This is a genomic window from Lactobacillus sp. UMNPBX19, assembly GCF_002553805.1.
Lineage (GTDB): Bacteria > Bacillota > Bacilli > Lactobacillales > Lactobacillaceae > Lactobacillus.
The window spans coordinates 1-19,196 of the sequence record NZ_PCYR01000006.1; the positions used below are offsets into that span (position 1 = coordinate 1).

Sequence of the window (19,196 nt, forward strand, 5' to 3'; positions counted from 1 at the left end):
AACGCCGAGAGTAGTTGGTGGGAAACTGCCTGCGAGGGTAGGCAGTCGCCGTGCTCTTTTTTAATATTCCGGCTTAGCTCAGTTGGTAGAGCACCTGACTGTTAATCAGGTTGTCGTCAGTTCGAGTCTGACAGCCGGAGTAAAGTAATGAGTTAAAGGAAGAATGAAGGATTATCTTTGTTCTTCCTTTTTTTGTATAGTTATTATTTTTCATGAAAAAATCCTCTAGTTTTCTTAACTAGAGGATTTAATATTAATTACTTTTTTTCTGTATAAAGTGAGTTAGACATACTAAAACTGTAAAAATTATTCCTGCACTTATCATTGGAATTCGATAATTTGGAAATATTAGTAACACAATAGTCATTGCCATAAAAAATATTAGTACTGCTATATCTGATATTGGATATAACGGCATTCTAAATGTTGGAAGTTCATTCTTTGGTGTCTTTTTACGGTAAGTCATATGAGTCACGATCATAATTGACCAAATTAATAAAAACATACTCGTTGCAGTGGAAGAAATAAAGGTAAAAGCATCCTTTAAAAAGAGATTTAAAAGAGGTGCTAATGCAATTAAAACTGTTGAGAATACTAAAGCATTTTTAGGTAATTGTCGATGATCCAACTTACCTAAATGCTTACTGATTTTGTTTTTACCATTGTAATTTATTGAAAATAATAAACGGCCCGCACTATAGATAAAGCTATTAGTTGATGAAATGGCTGCACTTATAACAACAAAGTTAATTATTGAACCTGCATTTTTTATTCCTGTTGCACCTAATGCTTGGACGAATGGTGAACTTGAAGTTGAAACCTTTGTCCAAGGAATTGCTAATAAGATACTTAGAATTGCAAGCACATAAAATAAAATAATTCGAACAGGCAGTTGGTCAATAGCACGTGTAATAGTTTTCTTTGGTTCTTTTGCTTCAGCAGCAGTTAAACCAATTAACTCAACGCCGATGAAACTAAAGATTACCATTTGAAAACCTAATAAAAAGCCTTTAGGGCCTTTGGCGAAAATACTGCCATCAATCATCATGTTATTCCAGCTAACATGCCCATACTTTGTTGAAGAATTTGTAATTAATAGGTAGAAGACAAGAATAACAAATGCAATAATTGTTACAATTTTAATAATTGCAAAACTGAATTCTAAGTTTCCAAATACCCGTGCTGAAATTAGATTAATACCTAATAGTACTAATAAAGTAATTAATCCGGGAATCCAACTTTGCAGGTTGGGCCACCAATATTGAAAATAAATTCCTAGAGCAGTAATTTCTGCCATAGCGAGAGTCAACCAACTGAACCAATATAAATATCCTGTTGTTGTTCCAATACTTTTTCCTAAGTATTCTGAAATAAAATCAATATAGGTATTTTTCTTAATATCTGAAAGTATCAGTTCTCCGAGTGCTCTCATTAACAGAAAAAGAAAGAATCCAACTAGGCAATAGATAAAAATTACTGCAGGACCAGCTAGTTCAATACTATTTCCAACTCCTAGAAATAGTCCTGTTCCAATTGTTCCCCCTAATGCAATTAGTTGAATATGGGCGTTTGTCAAACTCCGTTTCATAGTTTTAACCTCAGATGATTCCGAGATATTTTTTGACATTAAAATATAAAACTCCTTTCATAGTTTATTAAAATTTTAACATAAAAATCTATGATAACTGATAAAACGTATAGTTTTTAAGATTTTTTATAAGATTATGAATAAAAAAATTACTTGATACTTTTGTGAAAAATTTTTCAATATTATACAAAATGTAACCGATAACATTATTGAAAACAGTTATTTCTTACTTTTTATCATATTGTGAATTTGTAAAAAGATGCACAAAGTCATTTACAAGTGTTGGATATAAGGACTATACTGTCATTGTTCAAAAAAATGCCTAGATTTCCGAGTAGGAGGCCCAATTAAATGGTGCAAGATAAAAAGGCGACAAAAGAAGAAAAAGCAATTGATGTAAATAAAATGATTGATGGCTATGTAGAAAAAGCTCATGTTGCTTTAGATGAGATGGCCAATTTTGATCAAGAAAAAGTTGATAAAATTTGTGAAGCTATTGCAAGTGCTGGGGAACAGAATAGTTATTTACTTGCAAAAATGGCTGTTGAAGAAACTGGTCGTGGAGTAGTAGAAGATAAGACTATTAAAAATATGTTTGCCAGTGAAAATATTTGGAATAGTCTTCGTCATGAAAAAACTGTTGGCGTTATTGAAGAAGATAAAGAAAAACAATTAGTTAAAATTGCAGAACCTAAAGGCGTAATTGCTGGAGTAACTCCCGTTACTAACCCAACTTCAACTGTAATCTTTAAAGCTATGCTTGCTTTAAAAACTAGAAATGCTATTATTTTTGGTTTCCACCCACAAGCACAAAAGAGTTGTGTAAAAACTGGTGAAATTATTCGAGAAGCAGCAATTAAAGCTGGTGCTCCTAAAGATGCTATTCAATGGATCGAATATCCAAGTCTTGAAGCAACTAGTACTTTAATGAATCATCCAAATGTTCAAACTATTTTAGCTACTGGTGGTCCTGGAATGGTTAAGGCAGCTTATTCATCTGGTAAACCTGCAATCGGTGTTGGTCCAGGTAATGGTCCTTCATATATTGAAAAGACCGCCAATATTCCAGAATCCGTCTATGATATTGTCCTCTCTAAGACTTTTGATAATGGTATGATTTGTTCCTCCGAAAATTCTGTAGTAGTTGATGAGGATATCTATAACGAAGTAAAAGATGAGTTTAAGTCTTGGAATTGTTATTTCTTAAAACCAGATGAAATTAAGAAGTTTGAAGAAAAATTCATTGATCCTAAGAGAGGAACTGTTGCTGGTCCAGTTGCTGGTCGTTCGGCTTATCAAATTGCAAAATTATGTGGAGTAGATGTACCAGAAGATACTAAGGTAATTATTGCAGAATACAAAGGTGTGGGTAAAAAGTATCCTTTATCTGCTGAAAAGCTTTCTCCTGTATTTACCATGTATAAAGCTAACGGTCATGAAGATGCCTATAAGATTTGTACCGACCTTCTAAATTATGGTGGGCGTGGTCATACTGCGGGGGTTCATTCTCAAGATGAAAAAGTAATTGATGAGTTTTCAATGAAAATGGATGCATGCCGTATTTTGGTTAACTCTCCAGCTTCAGTTGGTGGCGTTGGTGACTTGTACAACAATATGCTTCCTTCCCTTACTTTGGGGACCGGTTCATATGGTGCTAATACTTTTTCACATAATATTGGTGCTAGAGACTTGCTTAACATTAAGACAGTTGCAAAACGTCGTGATAATATGCAATGGATCAAGGTTCCAAAGAAGACATATTTTGAACATAATGCAGCAAATTATTTAAAGCATATGCCTGATGTTGAAAGATTTTTCATCGTGACTGATGAAGGTGTAGCAAGCAAATACATTAATAAAATTACTGATATCATTAGTCAACGTCGTGGTAAAAAGAGCTATGAAGTCTTTCAAGCAGTAACTAAGGATCCTGATACTGATATAATTGCTGACGGTGTTCACCGGATGAATATCTTTAAGCCGGATGTCGTGATTGCTATTGGTGGTGGATCTGTAATGGATGCTGCTAAGGTAATGCGATTATTCTATGAAAATCCAGATATGAGTTTTGAAGATGCTTATTCAAAATTTTTAGATATTAGAAAAAGAACGGTAAGATTTCCAAAATATAATGCTATCCAATTAGTATGTATTCCAACTACTTCAGGAACTGGTTCAGAAGTATCACCATTTTCAATTATTAAAGATGCAAAGACCGGAATTAAACACACTCTTTGTGATTATTCTTTAAATCCTGATGTTGCCATTGTTGACGATCAATTTGTAGAAACTATGCCAAAGGAATTGATTGCTCGCTCTGGTTTTGAAGCATTAGCTCATGCAGTAGAAAGTTATGTTTCGACTATGGCTACTGATTTTACTCGTGGCTGGTCGATGGAAGCTATTAAGTTGATTTTTGAAAACTTAGAAAAATCATATAATGGTGATCAAAATGCTAGAAGTAGAATGCATAATGCAGCTACTTTAGCTGGTATGGCATATGCAAATGCATTCTTAGGTGTAGGACATGCAATTGCTCATACAGAATCATCTGAGTTTGGTATTCCAAGTGGCTTAAGTGATGCTATTGCAATGCCATATGTGATTAGATTCAATTCTAAAAAGCCTAGAAAACTTGCTATGCGCCCACATTATTCAACTTTTAGAGCTGATAAAGATTATGCAGAAATTGCACGTAGTCTGGGATTAAAAGGAAATAGCGACCAAGAACTAATTGATGCTTTAATCAAGAAAGTTGTTGAATTAGGACATGCTGTTGGGATGAAGTTAAGCCTTAAAGCTAATGGAATTAGTGAAGCTGATTTTAATAATAAGGTAGAAAACATGGCTGTTGAAGCCTATGGCGACCAAAACGTTGTAACAAATCCTTCTGCGTTATTGATTAGTGAAATTAAGAATCTAATGAAAGAAACATACACTGGAAAGGGTATTAAAGCTTAATTTTTTCGTATCTCTCTTAAAATATTAATATGAATTCGCACGTAAAAGGGGAAGCAATATATTGCTTTCCCTTTTTTATTTTGATCAAAAACAAAAAGAATGATAATTCTTTACCAAAGAGGGTAAGGAATATATCATTCTTTTTCTGTATGTATGTAAATTAAACTATAAAACTATTACTATAAATTAGACTAATTTAATTTGCCGGCTTTCTTCAAGATGTCTTGAGCCTTTTCAAGATAGTGGTGTTCAGTTCTGAAAGCATCAATATCTCCACCGCTGAAGTCATTTAACTTAGCAAGTTTGTCATCTAATTCTGCGAAGTCCTTCTTCAAATCGTTGATAAAAGGTTCTTCTTCTTCATAGACGTAGTGGTTTTCCGTTGAATCCTTAGGACCTTCGCCTTTGAATTCTTCGATCTTGTCTTCGTCTTTGTCGACTTTTCTTGCGTGCTTAAGAATTGACTTAATATCCTTAATTGTTTCATGTTGAGCGGTGCGATGTTTCTTATCATCAATACTATCTTCAATCTTTGTTAAGTGACCTTCTGCATCTGAAATCTTCTTAGCAATTCTGTCTAATGCTTTCATTTCTCTTTTTGCATAATCTGTCATAACAATATACCTCCTAAAATCATTCTATTAACTTAATCATCTTTACTATAGAATCTAATAGTTATATATTAAAAATGTTATTTTATAAAATAAGCGTATAGGTCTGAAATAACTAATACTTTCATAAATATATATGGCTATGCTTTGAATATTAATAACGCAAGTTACGATAATGTTATTTATGAATCTATGTTTTAATAGTATATTTCTACATGCATATAAAGTAGTTTTAAATAGAATTTTTAGCTTTTATAATAAGTTATAAGAAAGAAGAGTGAAATAATGCTTAGAGAAGATGCAAAAAATATCCATGAAAAAATTTTAAAAGTAAATGATCCTGAAGCTTGGGAAAGAATTGGTCATTTTGCTTTTGAGGAAGTCCAAGATGACGTAGACCTACCAAATAAAACAAAATTATTATCTAACTTAGCTTATTTGTTAGGGATGCAAGGTTTAGAAGAATATAGCTTAATGCTTCCGGTTGCTCTAGATAATGGAGTAAGCCCAGTTGAAGCAAAAGAAGTAGTTTATCAAGCGGTTGATTATTTAGGATTAGGACGTGTAATGCCATTTTTTGAAGCAACAAATCAAGTTTTGCTCGATCGTGGTGTTAAATTGCCATTACCTAGTCAAGCTACCACTACTATGAAAAATCGTCTTGAAAAAGGTGAAGAAACTCAAATTAGATTATTTGGACTACAAATGAAAGATTTTGCTAAAAAGGGTATTATCAATAAGTGGTTAGTAGATAATTGTTTTGGGGATTATTACACCAGAAAAGGCTTAGACGATAAAGAGAGAGAAATGATAACTTTCTGTTATTTGGCTGCTCAAGGAGGGTGTGAACCACAATTGTTGGCCCACGCCAAGGCTAATGTAGGTCTAGGAAATGATCAACAATTCTTAACGAAGATTGTTTTAGCTAATGTTCCCTTTATTGGCTATCCTCGTAGCTTAAATGCAATTAATGTTATTAATCAAGTAAAATAGTGAGGCTATTTAATAGCGCTGAGATCATTATGGTTTCAGTGCTTTTTTATTGCACCTTCATGGCTAGACAAATAAAAATATAGTAGAATATATGTTCGAAAGGAGCTAGACCCATGAATACCGATGAATTATTAAGTTATGCTATAAGACATTTTGGAAAAAATAGTATTAGTGAAGTTAATGACAATCCTAATTTGGTAACTTTTAGTTCACCGATTACTAAAAATTGGTTTGCTCTTTTAAATTTAGATCCTAAAAATAAAAGTTTAAACATTAATTGTGGAGATTTTGCAGCAACAATTAAAGACTTACCCGGCTTTTCAACTTCATCCTTAATAAAAGAAGCTAAGTGGGTTGAAGTTAGCTTAGGGTTAAGTAATCAAAAAATAAAAAAAGCATTGGAATATGCTTTTAAAATCGCTCTCATGTCCAATAAACGACCTAATCCTGAAAAATTAATTTATATTCCTGATACTATTCAAAATGATGAGGAAAGTGTCTATCATGAGCAAAAATTAAACTTTAAAAATTGGAAAAGGTCATCTAATATACTTCGAAAAGAAGAAAAATCTACAGAAGAAAAAATTAATTTAAATTTTGAAGATACCCAGTTTGTTCCTAAAGAAATAAAAAAGATGATTGAGTACTATCAATATTCTTTACCAGGATCTGTTCGTAGAGAACAAAATTTTTATTTACAGGGTAAATTAATGGCTTTATACGAGGATCACTATGAAGGAAAACAAACTTTCCTACGATATTATCCAACTTACCATGACTTAACAGTGGGACAAGCAAGGACGTATTTCACTTGGCGTACGAAAATTAGACAAAATATCTATGAAAAAATTTCAGATTCATATGCTTACATTTATTTGTATGAATTACTAAATGGAATTGGAATTAAGGATCCAGAAGAAGGATTAGATAAGTTAATTACTTTTAATAAAAATTATGCGCAAAAATTTTCACCGGAAATAGGAGCTTATCTTGAAAGATGGATTCGTGATTATATTGTTTTTTACAATATAAATAAAGCAAATGATACGTTTTTTGTTAAAGAAAAAGATAATGATAAAAAGTATGAACGGTTGTTATCACCAGATCAATTTTCTAGGCACGAAGTTGCAGGAAGCTTAATGAAGTTATCTAATTATAAGATTGGCAATTGTCCCTTGTATAAAAAGAATATAGAAAAATTTGAACATCTTTTAGTCCTAATTTGGCGCAAAATTTTAGATTTACGGAATGATGGATTTGATTTTTTTAATAGTTATATTGCTTATAAGAATCAGATGACAGTTCAACTATTTTCAGCTGCTGTATTTAATCATCAGCTAGAGCCAAAGACAACTAGTTATGAAATCGATCAAATTAGAAAATATTTTTATGATGAAGAAAAAAATACATGGTATTGTGAGTCTTACTGGGGATTGACCGGTCAAAAAAGTATTATGGGTAATTTTTTGCATGAAGTAGATCGAGAAATAAGATTACGTTTTAATTTGGGACGAAATTTAAAACCTCGAAAAATAGAAAAGCATTATCTTAGGGCTATTAGGGATGGAATTAAGGAATATCAAATAGAGAAACAAAAATCAAAACAACCTAAAATTGAATTTAACCTGGCCCAGTTATCTACAATTCGAGCTGATGCAGCAGGGACTCGAGACAGTTTATTAACTGAAGAAGAGCTTCAAGCTGAGCAAGAAGAAAATAAGCAAATTGAAGAAGCTGTTGTAGATGATGAGCAAGAAAACTACGGGTTAAGCTCAGAAGAGACGACCACCATAACTTTGCTTTTAAAAGGAAAAGATCTAAACAAATATCTTAAAGGACAACATTTAATGGCTGCCGTTATAATTGATAACATAAATGAAAAACTTTTTGATGAATTTGGTGATAATGTCATTGAGTTTATAAATGATATACCTACAGTAGTTGAAGATTACCAAGAAGATCTAGAAGATATGTTTTTGAAAGGAACAAACTAAAGTATGGCTATTAATAAAAATAGAAAAGTGCCTAAAAGAATAGCTCAAACTATTTTGAATTCTTTAAAAGGAGGAGTAGTACCTAGAATCGGATTACCATACATTACTGTTGGAAGAAAAGCCGAAGTTGAAGCTTTATTACATGATGTAGAGCTAATCAAAGATGGAGGAGCTTCTTTTAGATTTATAGTGGGTCGGTATGGCTCGGGAAAGAGTTTTTTACTTCAAACTATTAGAAATTATGTAATGGATAAAAACTTTGTTGTGATTGATGCTGATTTATCGCCGGAAAGACGGCTGCAGGGTGGAAAAGGGCAAGGATTGGCCACTTATCGAGAACTAATTCAAAATCTTTCTACCAAAACTAGGCCTGAAGGTGGAGCACTAACCTTGATTTTGGATCGCTGGATTAATTCGGTTCAAATGCAAGTTAAATCAGATACAGGATTAAATGATGATACTCCTGCCTTTGAAGACGCAGTCAATAAGAAAATTTATGCAGTAATTTCTAATCTTTCTGAATTAGTGCACGGGTTTGATTTTGCAAAGTTACTTGAAATGTATTATCAAGCCTATATCAATGATGATGAGAAAACAAAAGCCAAAGTTGTTAAGTGGTTTAGAGGTGAATATGCCAATAAAACACAGGCTAAAAAAGAATTAGGAGTCGATATTGTAATATCTGATGACGATTGGTATGAGTACTTAAAATTATTCGCATCGTTTTTTAGACAAGCTGGATATGCGGGCTTGATGATTATGATTGATGAATTGGTCAATATTTATAAAATCCCGAATAGTATTAGCCGCCAATATAACTATGAAAAAATATTAACAATGTACAACGATGCCTTACAAGGAAAGTCGAAGTATCTTGGAATTATTATGGGTGGAACCCCGCAGGCAATTGAAGATAAGAGACGCGGAGTATATTCATATGAAGCATTGCGATCACGTCTTGCTAGTGGAAAATTTTCTGAAGCCGGCAATCGAGATATGTATGCACCTGTTATTAAGCTTGATCCTCTTACTCCAGAAGAAATGCTTGTTTTAACTGAAAAACTTGCAGATATGCATGCTAATCTGTATGGATATGAAAAAACAATTACAGAGGATGATTTACAAAAGTTCATAAAAATTGAATATTCACGTGTAGGAGCATCAACAAATATTACGCCACGTGAAATTATTCGTGATTTTATTGAATTATTAGACATTGTTTGGCAAAATCCAGAGACTGACATTGAAAAACTACTTAATTCGGGTAAGTTTTCTTATGCCGAATCAGAGGCAGTTTCTAATGAAAAGTCTGATGATTTTGCTGAGTTTAGAATTTAAGTGAAAAATGGATATTTTTACACGTTTTGCTCCCTTTATTCAAGATTATATTTATGAACATGGATGGAAAAATCTCCGTTCAATTCAAGTTGGAGCAGCAGAAACTATTTTTAATAGTCGAGATAATGTCTTGCTAGCTGCGTCGACTGCTTCTGGTAAGACGGAAGCTGCATTTTTTCCAATTTTAACTGATCTCTATGAAAATCCTCCTCAATCAGTGGGTGTATTATATATTTCTCCGCTAAAAGCCTTAATTAATGATCAATATGAACGTTTAAACGAACTTTGTCAGGATGTTGATATTCCTGTATGGCGTTGGCATGGCGAAGTGACCCAGACACAAAAGAGAAAATTATTTAAACATCCCTCTGGTATTTTACAAATTACACCGGAATCTTTAGAGTCATTGATGATTAATAAACACATGGATATCCCCAATTTGTTTCATGATCTGAGATATATAGTAATTGATGAATTGCATTCTTTTTTAAGATCTGACCGTGGAGGCCAAACCTTTTGTTTAATCGAGAGATTATCTAAAATAGCCGGTGTTGATCCTCGTCGTATTGGACTTTCTGCAACAATTGGTGATACAAAATCTGCGGCTGAATTTTTAGGGGCTGGTTCTAAACGTAAAACTACTGTTCCTAAAGTAGAAGTAAGGGGACAAGTTTGGCGGCTATCAATGGAACACTTTTACGATAATGGCCCACAGGCTGATAGTAATGATTTTGATCCTGCTCAACCAGTTTTAGATGAGAAAAGTGATCAAGCTCCAAACACAGCTGATCCATCAATGGCTTATATTTTTGAACATACACGCGGCAAAAAATGTTTAGTCTTTACTAATAGCCGTGAAGAATGTGAAGCAGTTTGTCAGATATTAAGACAATACTGTGAAGTAAAACATGAACCAGACCGTTTTTTAATTCATCATGGTAATCTATCGGCTGCTTATCGGCAAACAGCTGAAGCAGAAATGAAAGATGAAGATTCTTTGATGACTACTTGTGCTACTGCCACACTTGAATTAGGCATCGATATTGGAAAATTAGAGCGTGCTTTTCAGATTGATGCGCCATTTACTGTATCTGGCTTTTTACAAAGGATGGGAAGGACAGGACGTAGAGGCAATCCTTCTGAAATGTGGTTTGTAATGCGCGAATCGCATCCTGAATCCCGTGCTATGCTTCCTGAGATTATTCCTTGGTCTTTATTACAAGGGATTGCTTTAATTCAACTCTATTTAGAAGAAAGATGGGTAGAACCTCCTGAACCCAATCGCTTACCGTATAGTTTGCTCTACCATCAGACTATGTCTACTTTAGCTTCCAATGGTGAAATGACGCCTGCAGAGCTAGCTTCGCGAGTATTGACACTGCATTATTTTCGGAATGTTAGTCAAGATGATTATCGAGTATTACTTAGACATCTAATTAAAGAAGATCATATTCAGCAAACTGAAAATGGTGGTTTAATTGTAGGTCTAAGTGGTGAACGCATAGTTAATAATTTTAAGTTTTATGCTGTTTTTCAAGAAAATGAAGAATATTCTGTTAAGTCAGAATCAGAAGAGCTGGGAACTATTGTTAAACCACCGCCGGTTGGGGATAAAATAGCGATAGCGGGTCGTGTTTGGGTAGTAGAGGATGTAGATCGTAAGCGACATCAAGTCTATTGCCATCCTGTTAAAGGACGTATTCCGGCATATTTTGGGGATGTTGCAGGCGATATTCAGCCTGAGATTTTACAAAGAATGAATAAAATTTTAACCGAGCAAAAGCAATACCCCTATCTAATGAAACATGCTATTGCACGTCTTAAAGAAGTGCGTGATACTGCTAAAACTTCGGGTATGCTAGAAAGTAACTTGATTAACTTAGGTGGAAAAATGTGGTGTCTCTTTCCGTGGACAGGAACATATGCATTCTTAGCTTTAGAAAGATTGATCAAAATTAAGTGTGCTAAACGAATTGGCTTGCGCGGCTTTAATTCTAGTCGTCCATATTTTATGCAATTTGCAATGGATGTAAGTAAGGAAGAATTTTTAGAAATTTTAGTAGAAGAAGCCAATAAGGATTTTGACCCATTAGAGCTAGTGTATCCAAATGAAGTACCGGTATTTGATAAATATGATGAATATTTACCCGATGAATTAGTGAGAAAAGAATTTGCTCATAGTATTTTAGATATTGAAGAAATGAGAAAATGCGTTAATCAATTGCAATAAAAAAATCCATTCAATCCTCACGACTGAATGGATTTTTTTTATTTATTTATCTTCGTAACCCTTTGGGTGACTCTTGTGCCAGTTCCAAGCAGTAGCAATTACGTCATCAACATCTTCGTGTTTTGGCTTCCAGCCTAAAACTTTACGAGCTTTGCTTGAATCAGCAACTAAGGAGTCAGGGTCTCCGCCTCTTCTTGCACCAATAGTGTAAGGAATGTCGATACCAGTAACTTTCTTAGCAGCTTCAAGAATTTCTAAGTTAGAGTATCCTTGTGCAGTACCTAAGTTAAAGACATCAGATTTATTAGTGTCCATCACATGCTTAAGAGCTAAGATATGAGCATCAATTAGGTCTTCAACTTGAACATAGTCACGGACGTTAGTACCATCTTTAGTGTTATAGTCATCCCCAAAAATAGTGAAGTTACCGTCGCCCGCAATAGCACTCTTTAAAATGTTAGGAATCAAGTGAGTTTCAGGTCCGTGATCTTCACCGATTGAACCATCACTTGAAGCACCAGCTACATTGAAGTAACGAAGGGCGATTGACTTAATGCCATTAGCCTTGTCAGCCCAGTGCATAATTTTTTCCATCATCATCTTAGTTTCACCATATGGGTTAATTGGATTTAATGGAGTGTCTTCAGTAATTGGTAATTTTTCAGGAATACCGTAAGTAGCAGCACTAGAAGAGAAGACTAAATATTTAACTTTAGCATCTTCCATAGCTTGAAGTAGTGAAATCATCCCAGAAACATTATTATCATAGTATTTCAAAGGTTTCTTAACTGATTCACCAACTAATGAGTAAGCAGCAAAGTGCATTACTGCGTCAATATTTTCATCACGTAAGATTTTGCTTACTAAATTAGTATCTTCAATGTCACCTTGATAGAATTTAGCTCTCTTGTCTACGGCCTTTCTGTGACCAGTGTAGAGAGAATCAAGGACAACAACATCGTTTCCTTCTTCAATTAATTTTCTAACAGCGTGAGAGCCAATGTAACCAGCTCCGCCGATAACTAATACTCGCATTAACGTGTTACTCCTTTTTAAATAAATAATAACCGAATCAAGTTAATTTTATCATACTAGATTATTTTGAAAATTCTGATTTAAAAATTTGTGCATTTTGAAATCCTAAATGATCTATTACTGCAAATTGTATTTCTTTAATCGGTGAAGGAGTGCGCCATACATCATGCCACATTTTAGCAACCTCAATTCCACGAAAACCAAATGCGCCAGCTCCCCAAGCCCCTAAAATTAATTTATCTACTCTTTCATATTCAGCGATGTTTTTTACAAATTCCATTCTTTTCTTTAGTACTATACAAGCTTTTTCATAAGAAATATTAGTATGTTTGGCGATAGTATAACAAGGAGCGGCACAAGTGATAACGTCTAGTGTATTAACAAAACTTCCGTCTAAATTTGTAAATACGATATTAGGAGTATAAAGAGCACGATGTTCATATAAGTTTTGATTGAGATTCATTTGATTCCAGCTATAGTATTGAGAAAATTTGGTTAGAACTTGATAAAGATCTGATTGATGACATAAAACTTCTTCTTGAGCTAGTGCTCCGTGTAAGTAGCCTCCTCCTGGGATGGTGTAATTTGCAAAATTAAGAATAGCTACTTTTAGATTAGAATCTTTTTCTTTTAGAGATATTCCTGCATGTGCTGAATCTATATTTTTAAAACTTAAAATAGGGTAATTATTTCCTGTATATTTCACTTCTGAGGCATTGGTAAATATTTTACTTTGTATAGCACTATGCTTTATTTCAGTCTTATATTTTTTCCCTATTATTTTATTATGCTTTTTTGCCATTTTTATATGTTGTTCTACAATTCCCATTTTTTTACCTATAAATAAAATGATTTTATATAAAAATTATAAGCATAAAAGATGCAAATTAATATTATATGTATAAAATAATAGTTAAAAGAACAAACTTATAAAAAGTAAGATGAAAATAATATAGAAACAATTAAAAACATAATTATCGGCTTTGGAAAAGGTGGGAAAACCTTAGCTAAGTTTCTAGCACAAAAGGGAAAAGAAGTAATAGTAATTTAAAAATCTAATAAGATGTATGGAGGTACTTGCATTAATATTGCCTGCCTACCTTCAAAAAGATTAATTATTGAAGCTGCAAATGGTGTCTCTTATGTGGATGCAGTAAATGGTAAAAATGAAATGACTGCACAATTGCGGGAGAAAAACTATCATATGCTTGCAGATGAAAAGACTGTAACTGTATTAGACGGAAAAGCTCATTTTATTGCTGATCATGAAATTGAAGTAGAACTTCCGAATGGTAAAAAAGCTTAGTATAAAGGAGACCGTATTTTCATTAATACTGGTGCAGTTCCAGTGATGTTACCAATCCCTGGCTTAAAAGAAAGCAAGTATATCCTTGATTCAACTCAAGCTATGGATGAAAAGAAGATACCAAAGAATTTAACAATTATTGGAGCGGGATATATTGGGTTGGAATTTGCTAGTATGTTTGCAAAATATGGTAGTAAAGTTACAGTGCTTGATCATAATAAGGAATTTTTAGTCCGTGAAGATGAGGATATTAGTAATGCGGTAAGAAAAGATATGGAAGACGCTGGTATTAAGTTTGAATTTGGCGCTGATATTGAAAAGATTACTGATGAAAAAACTGATGCAAAAGCTACTTATCAAATAAATGGAAAAACAAAGACGATTAATGCAGACCGAATTTTGGTAGCAACTGGTCGTAAGCCAAATACTGAAAACTTAGGTTTAGAAAATACTGCAATTGAAACGACTGATCGTGGCGCTATAAAAGTAGATGATTTTCTAAGAACTACTGTGGATAATGTATGGGCAATTGGGGATGTTAAAGGAGGTCTTCAATTTACCTATATTTCTTTAGATGATTTTAGAATTATTAAAGATCAACTGTTTGGTACGGGTGCTCGCATGGTTAGTGACCGAAAGGTAATTCCTTATAGTGTATTTATTTCACCCGCTTTGTCTCAAGTTGGTTTAAATGAGAAGCAAGCAAATAAATTAGAAAAAGAATACAAGTTATTTAAGTTGCCCGTTACAGCAATTCCTAAAGCAAAAGTTGCAAAAGACAATAGAGGTTTATTTAAGGCACTCGTTGACCCAGAAACCGAAAAAATTCTAGGGGCTACACTTTATGGAATTGAGTCATATGAATTGATTAACATGATTTCTTTAGCGATGAAGGCCCATTTATCCTATACGGTTCTAAGAGATCAGATTTATACGCATCCGACCATGTCTGAAGCTTTTAATGACTTATTTAAATAAATTCATTGTGAAAAGCTAAATTTCATAAAAAAAGCATAAATTACTTTTATAATGTAAGTAATTAAAGAAAAGAGGAAAAATATGAAATTTAATTCAGTTGAAGATACATACACATTGAATAATGGTGTCAAAATTCCTATTATTGGTTTTGGTACTTGGCAAACTCCAGACGGGGATGTGGCAAAACACGTAGTTGAAGCAGCATTGAATAGCGGCTACAGACATATTGATACTGCTGCAGCTTATGGAAATGAAGAAAGTGTAGGAGAAGGAATTAAGAATAGTGGCATTAACCGCCATGACTTATTTATTACTACTAAACTTTGGAATTCAGATCACGGTTATAAGGAAGCAAAAGCTGCAATTGATAAAAGTTTGCAAAATTTAGGGACAGATTATTTAGATTTATATTTAATTCACTGGCCTAATCCATTGGCTCTTCGAGATCACTGGGCTGAAGCAAATGCGGAAAGCTGGAGAGCTATGGAAGAAGCGGTTAAGGCGGGTAAGATTAGAGCTATTGGAGTTTCTAATTTTAGAAAGCATCACCTAGAGGAATTGTTTAAAACTGCAGAAATAAAACCAGCCGTTAACCAAATTATGCTTAATCCAAGTGATTTACAATCAGATGTAGTGAAAGTAAATAAAGAGTTAGGATTATTAAGTGAAGCATATAGTCCATTAGGCACGGGTGGTTTGTTAGGAAATGAAGTTGTTAACGAAATAGCTAATGAAGTTGGAAAATCACCAGCTCAGGTTTTAATTCGTTGGTCGCTAGAACACGGATTTTTACCTTTACCTAAATCAGTTCACGATAAATACATTGCAGCCAATATTGATGTATTTGATTTTGAATTAAATGATGAGCAGATGAGCAAATTAGATAGTTTACATGGAGTTAGTGGCTTAGCTACTGATCCAGATACGGCTAGCTTTTAATTAAAAGTCGAAGTAGGGTTACTTCGACTTTTTTATTTATAAAATTTTACTGATGCTTTACAGGGGAAGAAAATCTTTGTTATAATTCTAGTGTTAATGCTGAATTAGCTCAGTTGGTAGAGCGCTTCCCTCGTAAAGAAGAGGTCGCCAGTTCGATCCTGGCATTCAGCACTCAGGGTATTAACTAAGAGTCTTTCAAATAAAGTTTTAGAAAACTTTATTTGGCAGGCTCTTTTTTTACATTAACATTCAATATAACCTAAAAAGCAGGGCCTAAGCCCTGCTTTTAGGTATACTAGTAGAAAAATGAAATGAGTGAGATTATGACTTTAATTTATACACGCTATGCCACTAACGCCGATTTATCAAATATCATGGGTATTATTAATGAAGCAAAAGATTTTCTAAAGCAAAGCGGAAGTAGTCAATGGCAAGGAACCTATCCAAACGAAGATACAATTTTAACTGATATCAAAAATAAAAGTGCCTTGGTTTTAATAGTAGATGATAAGGTGGCTGGCTATGCGGCAAGTGTTGTTGGGATAGAGCCGACTTATCAGAAAATAAATGGGGAGTGGAAAAATACTAACGATGATTATGCTACTTTTCATCGTTTAGCTATTAGCAGTAAGTATCGCGGGATGCACTTAGCTAATTTTATGTTTTCAGATTTGATTTCAATTATGGTAAATCAAGGAATTAAAAATTTTAGAATTGATACATCACGTAAAAATCAAATTATGCAACATTTAGCTTTAAAAAATAATTTTATTGAACGTGGGATTATTATGGTTGATGAAGATCCAGAGGATCCTAGTCGTTTAGCCTATGAATTAAATCTATAATTTGATATGTTTGTTCAAAATTACTACTCCAATAATTAGTAATAATATTGCTACTGCATGAATTAAAATTTGCATTGGTTCACCATGCGCAGTAATTAAATTTCTTAAAAGGGCTGTAATTCCTAGACTCATTAAAAAGTTTAAGCTTGTATGCCCCATATGCTTTAAGGCTGCCACGATCATAGCCGAAAATTCAAAGAATAAGAAGAAAGTGACTATTTCATCTAACACTTTCGTAGGTATGTTAATTAAATTATTGCTAATCATAATACGACCTATTGCAAATAATTGACTAAACATCAGGATCAGCATTAAAGCCCCCAAAATTCCTAAAGCAATTATAGTAAAAAAGCGTAGAATATTAGCATATTTACTAGCTGTTTTATTAAATTTCTTCATTATATATGTACCTTTCAATTGCAGATAAGAATATTTTTATGCTTTTTAGTTAATTTTTCCAGAGGTGTTGTACGCCTTAATTTCATTAAAGAATGATATCTTTAATATAGAAGAGTCTAAAAATTACTTATGAGGTATTAAAAATGCCGTTTACTTTTTCTGAAATTATTGTTTTATTTTTTACGTATTCTGTAATTGGCTGGATATGGGAAACAATCTATTGTTCGATTAAGGATCATCATTATAATTATTGGGTATTTTTGTTTGGGTCTTATTGTCCCGTATATGGCTTTGCAGTAACAACGATTTTAATCTGTACCTATCGCATTCAAAATAATCTTTTCCTATATATGTAGTTGGTGTAATAGTAGCGACAATTTTTGAGTATTTCGCTAGTGTACTTTTACAATATGTTTTCCATATGAAGTTATGGGACTATTCACATTTATGGGGCAATGTCCAAGGTAGGATTGCACCAATTATTTCTTTATTTTGGGGATAAGGGTAGGCTTTCTTGTAAAAGTCATTCAGCCATTTGTTCAAAAGTTAATTATTTGGGAAGAAATAAAAACGCATGGCTATCTTGCTTTAGTAATAGTAATTGTGATGGGAACAGACTTTATTCTTACTATCTTTAGTGTAGAGAAACTACATATGAGTACTAAAAGTTGGAATGGGAGCTTGAACACTCGCATGAAATTAGATGAAGGTAAATTAAACCAGGCCTTTGATAAATTAATGGAAACATTATCCTGGAATCAGAAGCGATTCCTTACGAGTTTCCCGCAGTTAAAGTTTACTGATACAAAGAAATTTAACCAATTTAAGAATAGATGGATAAAGAAAAGAAGAGAGAGTTAAGAAAAATGACTCTCTCTTCTTTGTTTTGCTACAGAAAGATTACATCGTTACATTATTGTAACTTAAGGCGCAAATATTACAGGAATGTAACAAGATGAAATATATCCTTAATTTTCTAGGAACTATTCTGCAATATTGGCCATGTATTATATAAGCTGTAAATAGAAATGACGAAATAATGATTCAAATCAAATTTATCAAGGAGAGAATTTAATTTTGGATATGCTTAATAAAAATTTGAAATCTACTTTAACTAAAACTGCTGCAGCTGCTGCCCTTACTTTAGCAGGTGCTGCAATTGTAAATAACACTCAAAACACTGTAAAGGCTGCAGAAGTTACTGTTGGTCAACAAGAAAAAGTTGTTACAATTAACTACCTTCCACACAAGAGCATTGCTGTTTGGAATTCATACGGTCCTGATAAGCAAATGACTGGTCAATACTTACCACATGCAACTGCTTGGAAAGTTATCAGAGCTGCATATGACGATGCTGGTAACAAGTGGTACGATCTTGGTGCAAACCAATGGGTAATGGCTAAGTACACTCGCTTAGGAAAAGATACTGTTGATCCTAATGTTGCTTCAGAATTGTTTACTTCACAAGCAAGTTCATACAATACTGCTGCACAAACTCAAACTACTCAAGGTTCATACTCAGCACCTAAGACTTCTGTAGGTACTTACTCTTCAGTACAAAGTACACAACAAACTCAACCTGCACAATCTCAATCAAGTTACACTTCAAATGTATCTGGTTCTGAAGCAGCAGCTAAAGCTTGGATTGCAAGTCGTGAATCCGGTGGTTCATACTCAGCAAGAAATGGTCAATACATTGGTAAGTACCAATTATCAGCATCATACCTTGGTGGAGATTACTCAGCAGCAAACCAAGAACGTGTAGCAGATAACTACGTAAAATCACGTTACGGTTCATGGTCTAACGCTCAAAGTTTCTGGCAAGCAAACGGCTGGTACTAAAAGTTAGTGAATAAAAAAAGAGATATCAGTTATGATATCTCTTTTTTTATTCGTAGTCCGAGAACGGAAAATACACAATTCATTTTTGTGACATTCTCGTCTTATTTATCACCTAGCATCTAATAAATCATTAAGGG

General features: G+C 33.5%; 13 protein-coding genes, 2 tRNA genes and 2 pseudogenes. 12 read left to right on the forward strand and 5 right to left on the reverse strand.

What is annotated here, in order from left to right; all coding sequences use genetic code 11:
• Positions 1–67: 67 nt before the first annotated feature.
• A tRNA-Asn gene (locus CP370_RS02820) sits at positions 68–140 on the forward strand.
• 113 nt (positions 141–253) lie between these two features.
• Here the strand turns inward: CP370_RS02820 and CP370_RS02825 are convergent.
• Positions 254–1,627: an amino acid permease gene (locus CP370_RS02825; RefSeq protein WP_087712684.1), complete on the reverse strand. Its 1,374-nt coding sequence runs from the start codon at positions 1,625–1,627 to the stop codon at positions 254–256.
• A gap of 312 nt (positions 1,628–1,939) precedes the next feature.
• Between CP370_RS02825 and adhE the strand changes: the two genes are divergently transcribed.
• A complete protein-coding gene (adhE, locus tag CP370_RS02830) occupies positions 1,940–4,549 on the forward strand; it encodes a bifunctional acetaldehyde-CoA/alcohol dehydrogenase (RefSeq protein WP_012846603.1) in 2,610 nt (869 codons plus the stop codon).
• Positions 4,550–4,740: 191 nt separating this feature from the next.
• On the opposite strand, the gene CP370_RS02835 is transcribed toward adhE, so the two are convergent.
• A complete protein-coding gene (locus CP370_RS02835; protein WP_087712686.1) occupies positions 4,741–5,163 on the reverse strand; it encodes a hypothetical protein in 423 nt (140 codons plus the stop codon).
• A gap of 282 nt (positions 5,164–5,445) precedes the next feature.
• Between CP370_RS02835 and CP370_RS02840 the strand changes: the two genes are divergently transcribed.
• The 4 genes from CP370_RS02840 (at position 5,446) to CP370_RS02855 (ending at position 11,715) form a co-directional block, all read left to right on the forward strand.
• Positions 5,446–6,153 carry a carboxymuconolactone decarboxylase family protein gene (locus CP370_RS02840; RefSeq protein ID WP_180707238.1) on the forward strand — a complete coding sequence of 236 codons (708 nt, stop codon included), beginning with the start codon at positions 5,446–5,448 and terminating at the stop codon, positions 6,151–6,153.
• Positions 6,154–6,266: 113 nt separating this feature from the next.
• Positions 6,267–8,147: a TerB N-terminal domain-containing protein gene (locus tag CP370_RS02845; protein WP_087712688.1), complete on the forward strand. Its 1,881-nt coding sequence runs from the start codon at positions 6,267–6,269 to the stop codon at positions 8,145–8,147.
• Between the two features lie 3 nt (positions 8,148–8,150).
• Complete coding sequence (locus CP370_RS02850; RefSeq protein ID WP_180707239.1) at positions 8,151–9,485, forward strand: ATP-binding protein; 1,335 nt, start codon at positions 8,151–8,153, stop codon at positions 9,483–9,485.
• 7 nt (positions 9,486–9,492) lie between these two features.
• Positions 9,493–11,715: a DEAD/DEAH box helicase gene (locus CP370_RS02855; RefSeq protein ID WP_087712689.1), complete on the forward strand. Its 2,223-nt coding sequence runs from the start codon at positions 9,493–9,495 to the stop codon at positions 11,713–11,715.
• A 42-nt stretch (positions 11,716–11,757) separates the two neighbouring features.
• On the opposite strand, the gene galE is transcribed toward CP370_RS02855, so the two are convergent.
• Together galE and CP370_RS02865 are read right to left on the reverse strand one after the other, a co-directional pair.
• Complete coding sequence (galE, locus tag CP370_RS02860; RefSeq protein WP_004893395.1) at positions 11,758–12,750, reverse strand: UDP-glucose 4-epimerase GalE; 993 nt, start codon at positions 12,748–12,750, stop codon at positions 11,758–11,760.
• A 61-nt stretch (positions 12,751–12,811) separates the two neighbouring features.
• On the reverse strand, positions 12,812–13,579 hold the full coding sequence (locus CP370_RS02865) for a TIGR02452 family protein (protein ID WP_087712690.1): 768 nt from the start codon (positions 13,577–13,579) through the stop codon (positions 12,812–12,814).
• Positions 13,580–13,702: 123 nt separating this feature from the next.
• Between CP370_RS02865 and CP370_RS02870 the strand changes: the two are divergent.
• The 4 genes and pseudogenes from CP370_RS02870 to CP370_RS02885 all read left to right on the forward strand — a co-directional run bounded on the left by CP370_RS02870 (position 13,703) and on the right by CP370_RS02885 (position 16,818).
• Positions 13,703–15,034, forward strand: a pseudogene (locus tag CP370_RS02870) (FAD-dependent oxidoreductase).
• An 81-nt stretch (positions 15,035–15,115) separates the two neighbouring features.
• On the forward strand, positions 15,116–15,973 hold the full coding sequence (locus CP370_RS02875; protein ID WP_087712691.1) for an aldo/keto reductase: 858 nt from the start codon (positions 15,116–15,118) through the stop codon (positions 15,971–15,973).
• 98 nt (positions 15,974–16,071) lie between these two features.
• Positions 16,072–16,144: transfer RNA gene (locus tag CP370_RS02880), tRNA-Thr, on the forward strand.
• 152 nt (positions 16,145–16,296) lie between these two features.
• Positions 16,297–16,818, forward strand: a complete 522-nt coding sequence (locus CP370_RS02885) for a GNAT family N-acetyltransferase (RefSeq protein ID WP_087713444.1) — start codon at positions 16,297–16,299, stop codon at positions 16,816–16,818.
• On the opposite strand, the gene psiE is transcribed toward CP370_RS02885, so the two are convergent.
• On the reverse strand, positions 16,813–17,217 hold the full coding sequence (gene psiE, locus CP370_RS02890) for a phosphate-starvation-inducible protein PsiE (RefSeq protein ID WP_004893411.1): 405 nt from the start codon (positions 17,215–17,217) through the stop codon (positions 16,813–16,815). The two genes, CP370_RS02885 and psiE, sit on opposite strands and share 6 nt — an antisense overlap.
• 143 nt (positions 17,218–17,360) lie before the next feature.
• Here psiE and CP370_RS02895 point away from each other — a divergent pair.
• Positions 17,361–18,078: pseudogene (locus CP370_RS02895) on the forward strand (putative ABC transporter permease).
• A 222-nt stretch (positions 18,079–18,300) separates the two neighbouring features.
• Positions 18,301–19,059: a hypothetical protein gene (locus CP370_RS02900; RefSeq protein WP_087713445.1), complete on the forward strand. Its 759-nt coding sequence runs from the start codon at positions 18,301–18,303 to the stop codon at positions 19,057–19,059.
• Positions 19,060–19,196 lie beyond the last annotated feature (137 nt).